The 4904-nt window shown below is 68.8% G+C and carries 4 protein-coding genes and 1 pseudogene; 3 read left to right on the forward strand and 2 right to left on the reverse strand.

Annotated features, from left to right (window positions below):
• The 3 genes and pseudogenes from arsB to arsH all read left to right on the forward strand — a co-directional run.
• Positions 1–736 (forward strand): ACR3 family arsenite efflux transporter (gene arsB, locus Q0588_RS11205; protein ID WP_298746060.1); only part of this gene is annotated, 736 nt, incomplete at its 5' end.
• A gap of 126 nt (positions 737–862) precedes the next feature.
• Positions 863–991 (forward strand): annotated as a pseudogene (locus Q0588_RS11210) (hypothetical protein); the annotation flags it as partial.
• A gap of 159 nt (positions 992–1150) precedes the next feature.
• Positions 1151–1906, forward strand: a complete 756-nt coding sequence (arsH, locus tag Q0588_RS11215) for an arsenical resistance protein ArsH (protein ID WP_298746065.1) — start codon at positions 1151–1153, stop codon at positions 1904–1906.
• A 267-nt stretch (positions 1907–2173) separates the two neighbouring features.
• Here the strand turns inward: arsH and Q0588_RS11220 are convergent, their stop codons facing one another.
• Together Q0588_RS11220 and Q0588_RS11225 are read right to left on the reverse strand one after the other, a co-directional pair.
• Positions 2174–3283 (reverse strand): Fic family protein, encoded by a 1110-nt coding sequence (locus Q0588_RS11220; RefSeq protein ID WP_298746061.1) that lies wholly within the window; start codon positions 3281–3283, stop codon positions 2174–2176.
• A 229-nt stretch (positions 3284–3512) separates the two neighbouring features.
• On the reverse strand, positions 3513–4904 hold a 1392-nt coding region (locus Q0588_RS11225; protein WP_298746063.1), incomplete at its 5' end, for an FTR1 family protein.

Below are 4904 nucleotides of genomic sequence, written 5' to 3' on the forward strand. Positions count from 1 at the left end.
CATGACCGGCGTCATCTTGATCGGCCTGGCGCGCTGCATCGCCATGGTGCTGGTCTGGAACCAGCTGGCGCGGGGCGACAACCAGTATGTGGCCGGTCTCGTCGCCTTCAACTCGATCTTCCAAATCCTGTTCTTCAGCCTCTATGCCTGGGTGTTCCTCACGGTCCTGCCGCCCCTGCTCGGGCTGCAGGGCAGCGTGGTGGACGTCAGCGTCTGGACCATCGCCGGCGCGGTGCTGGTCTACCTCGGTCTTCCCTTCCTGGCCGGGTTCCTGACCCGGCGCAGCCTGATCGCCCGCCGGGGCGCGGACTGGTACGAGCGCCGCTTCCTGCCGCGCATCGGACCGATCACCCTGATCGCCCTGCTGTTCACGATCGTGGTGATGTTCAGCCTCAAGGGCGGCGAGGTGGTGGCCCTGCCGCTGGATGCGCTGCGCATCGCCATTCCGCTGACGATCTACTTCCTCGTCATGTTCGTGGTCAGCTTCCTCATGGGGCGGCTGATCGAGGCCGACTATCCGCGCACCACCGCCCTGGCCTTCACCGCGGCCTCGAACAATTTCGAGCTGGCCATCGCGGTGGCCATCGCGGCGTTCGGACTGACCTCGCCGGTCGCCTTCGCGGCCGTCATCGGCCCCCTGGTCGAGGTGCCGGTGCTGATCCTGCTGGTCTCGGTGGCGCTCTGGATGGGCCGGCGCTGGTTCCCGGACACGGCCCCGCCGAAGGACGCCGGCTGATGGTCAGTCTGCATCTCCTGGACGCCGATGACGCCGGCCTGCTCGCGACCCTGCGAGGCGCGGGCCTGCCGGAGCCGGGCGCCGGCCGCTACTTCAGCGCCGACCACTACGGCGCCCTGACGGGTTATGTGGGGCTGGAAGGTGAGGGGCGGGATCTGTTGCTTCGCTCCCTGGTCGTGCTCGCGGGCCGGAAGGGGGCGAGGTCTGGGAAGCCGGCTGCTGGCCGCCGCCGAGAGCGTCGCCCGGGACCTGGGCGGCGAACGTCTCCATCTGCTCACGACCACGGCCGAACCCTTCTTCACCCGACACGGCTTCCTCGCCGCCGATCGGGAAGCCGCGCGCCGCGATCCGGCGAACCCGCGAGTTCGCGGACCTCTGCCCGGCATCGGCCGCCTATCTGACCAAGGACCTGTGATGACCTTCGCCCGCCTGCGATCGCTGCCGGATCAGGAACATCTTCCGGCTCTGGACGCGGCCTATCTGTCCGCCGATCCGGCCCGCGGCCTGGGCCCGCACGACCACCCGCCGCGCATCCTGCTTCTCTACGGGTCGCTGCGCGAGCGGTCCTACTCGCGTCTCTGCGTCGAGGAAGCGGCCCGCCTGCTGCGACGGATGGGATGCGAAACCCGCATCTTCGACCCCTCCGACCTCCCCCTGCCGGGCGCGTCCGTCGACGACGACCACCCGGCGGTGCGCGAGTTGCGCGAGCACGCCTTCTGGTCGGAGGGCATGGTCTGGTGCAGTCCGGAACGGCACGGCCAGGTCTCCGGCGTCATGAAGCTGCAGATCGATCACCTGCCGTTGAGCCTGGGCGGGATGCGCCCGACCCAGGGCCGGACGCTCGCCGTCATGCAGGTGTCCGGCGGATCGCAGAGCTTCAACGCCGTCAACACCCTGCGCCTGCTCGGACGCTGGATGCGAATGATCCCCATCCCGAACCAGTCGAGCGTGGCCAAGGCCTTCCAGGAGTTCGACGAGGCCGGCCGGATGAAGCCCTCGGCCTACTATGAGCGCATCGTCGACGTGATGGAGGAGTTGGTGCGCTTCACCGTCCTGACCCGGCCGCACGCCGTCCAGCTCGTGGACCGCTATTCGGAGCGCAAGGCGGCCGGGGTTCCGGTCGATGCCGCCTCAGATCTCTCCGCCATCGCCATCGCCCGTCAGGCCTGACGTCGCCTTGAGCACGACGAACAACCCCGCGCCTCGCGTTGATGTTCAGGGGCTTCCCAGCTTCCTACGGACGCTGACCTGGCGCCTCGGCGGCGCCTTGAGGCGTCGCAAGGTTTGCGAAGGTCGTAACTCGCCACTTCTGGCGAAATAAGCAGGTTTTCGGCGGTAACTCGCCAGAACTGGCGAGTTGCATCATCCCTGTCGAGACGCGCCCGCTCGGGCGGAGCCGCCCGATGTGGTGGCTCCGCCGACGCGATGTGGAGCCGCCTATCCTCGATCGACCAGGGAGTAGCTCGTGCTGCGTCCGCCGCCGTCATCCTTCACAAGGATTCCACGGTCCATCAGATCGTTGATGTCGCGCAAGGCCGTGTCGGGCGAGGACTTCGTCAGCACGGCCCATTTGGTCGAGGTGAGCTTGCCTTCGAAGCCGTCGAGCAGCCGGTTGATGACCGTGCTCTGGCGCTCGCTCAACGTCTGACCTGCGAGCGCCTCCCAGAAGCGCGCCTTGCGCATCACATGGGTCAGGGTGGCTTCCGCGCCGTCGAACGCGCGATCGAGGCAGCCGAGGAACCAGTCCAGCCAGAGGGTCACATCGAGCGCGCCTTTCTGGGTCGTCTCCAGGGTGGCGTAGTAGTCTTTGCGCTCCAGCCGGATCTGGGCGGACATGCTGTAGAAGCGCTGGGCGCTTTTCTCGGAGCGGGCGAGCGCCATGTCGGCGATCGCCCTCGCGATCCGGCCGTTCCCGTCGTCGAACGGGTGGATGGTCACGAACCACAGGTGGGCGATCGCGGCCTTGAGGACCGGGTCAGTCCGCGGCTCGCCGTTGAACCAGTCGAGGAACGCCCGCATCTCGTCCTGCAAACGGGCGGCGGGGGGCGCTTCATAGTGCACGCGCTCCCGTCCGAAAGGGCCTGAGACGACCTGCATCGGGCCGGAGCTCTCGTTGCGCCAGGCGCCTACGACTATCTTGGTCATGCCGCTGCGCCCGGTCGGAAACAGGGCGGCGTGCCAGGCGAACAGTCGTTCCTCGGTAAGCGGAGACGCAAAGTTCTGGGTCGCGTCGAGCATCATTTCGACGACGCCCTCGACGTTGCGGTCCGCGGGAGCGAGGGCCCCGATATCCATGCCGAGGCGGCGGGCGATCGAGGATCGCACCTGATCCTTGTCGAGCAGCTCGCCTTCGATCTCGCTGGATTTCAGGACGTCTTCGGTAAGGGTCTCGAGGACGGCTTCAGCGCGGAGATCGAAGCCGAGCGTGTGCATCCGGCCAAGCAGAAGGCCCTGGCGATGGCGGACGGCTGCGAGGCGATCGGCAAGCGCGTCAGCGCGCCAGTCCAGACGCGGCCAGCCATCGATCTCGTGGATGTATTGCGTCATTCCCCGCACTCCCTGCGGAGAATATGGGCGTTATTCGCCGCAAGAGCAAGGCTATTCTCCGCGCCAAGTGCGGAGAATAGGGCGCCTAATCTCCGCACCTGGGCATTCGCTCGAACGCCATTGGCTGCAGCCCCGCACCTTGGGTATCCGCGGACCGCACGGCTATCGGCGCCAAGCAGCTCTGAAACCCCGCCGGGCCGCAGTTAGGGCCTCGGACGGAGACGCCCGCTCAAGAAGCTGGGCGCGCGCGCCTCGGCGCCGCATGCCGGGAGAAGCCGACCACGAGGATAGCAATCGTCAGAAGCTGAACGGCCAGGCCTTCGACCGTGGGATAGAGGCCGAGAAGCTCGAGGCGGGGGACCCAGGCGCCCGGGTGCACGTCGAGCCAGCCCGCTTCCTGCAGCGCCGCCACCCCCTTGCCGACGAGGACGACCGACAGGATGGCCATGAGGATCGAGCTCAGCGAGAAGAACCGGCCGATCGGGAGGCGCTTGCTGTAGGCCAGCAAGGCCCAGGCCACCACGGCCAGGATGGCCACCGCCGTAAGGGCGCCGGCCAGCATGCCGAGATGGCCGCCCTGGCTCCAGATCGCCGCATAGAACAGGATGGTCTCGAAGACCTCGCGGTAGACCACGACGAAGGCCAGCAGGAACAGGAACCAGGCCGATCGCTTCGACAGCGCTGCGGAGAGCTTGTCGCGGATATAGGTCTGCCAGGCGTCCGCGTGCGACTTGCCGTGCATCCAGATGCCGACCGAGACGAGCACCACGGCCGCCAGAAGCGAGCCGAAGCCTTCGGTCAGCTCCCGGCTGGCGCCGCTGATGGAGATGAAGAAGGTCGCGGCCGCCCAGGTGGCGCCGCCGGCGACCAGCGCGGCCACCCAGCCGCCGTGGACATAGCGCAGCACCTCGGGCCGCTCGGCCTTCCTCAGGAAGGCGATCATCGCCACCACGATGAGGAGGGCTTCCAGCCCTTCGCGCAGCAGGATGGTGAAGGCGCCGAGGAAGCTGGCGAGATTGTCCGCCTCCTGGGGCGCGAGGGCCCGCTCGGCCGTGTCCAGCAGGGCGTTCGCACGGGCGACCCGGTCCGCGACCTCCTGGGCGGGCGCGCCCCGGCCGATTGAGACGCGCAGCTCGGTCATGGCGGTCTCGACCCGGCGCAGCAGGGCGCCGTCCCGGGCGCCCAGGGCCGGCTCGATCGGCTCGACGCCATCGAGGTAGGCGGATAGCGCCAGGTCCGTCGCCGCCTTGCGGTCGCCCCGGCGATAGGCGGCCTCGCTTTCCGCAAGGCGCGTCCGCGCGAGGGTCAGCGTCGATCCGGTCGGGCGCGCCGCCGCCTCGGGATGACGTCGCAGATAGGCGGTCAGGGCCCGCGCGCGGGGTTCGCCGAGGCGGGTGGCCAGCTCGGCCGGCGTGGTCTGGGTGAGGGCGGCCAGGTCGGGGAAGGCCGCGCGGACCGCCGGATCGCCGTCCCACAGGCGCTTGCCCTCGGCCGCTTCGGCGTCGGTGAAGGCGAAGCGGCCGACATAGAAGGCCAGCGCCCAGCGGTCCTCGGCCGGCAGATGCGAGAAGCTGGCCATCGCCGTGCCCTCCAGCCCCTGCGCGAGCCGCTGGTAGAGGGC

This window comes from uncultured Brevundimonas sp., assembly GCF_937870815.1.
Classification (GTDB): Bacteria; Pseudomonadota; Alphaproteobacteria; order Caulobacterales; family Caulobacteraceae; genus Brevundimonas.

Coding starts and splice junctions, on each gene's coding strand:
- arsH (WP_298746065.1), top strand. CDS start 1,151: ATGACCTTCGCCCGCCTGCGATCGCTGCCGGATCAGGAACATCTTCCG.
- Q0588_RS11220 (WP_298746061.1), bottom strand. CDS start 3,283: ATGACGCAATACATCCACGAGATCGATGGCTGGCCGCGTCTGGACTGG.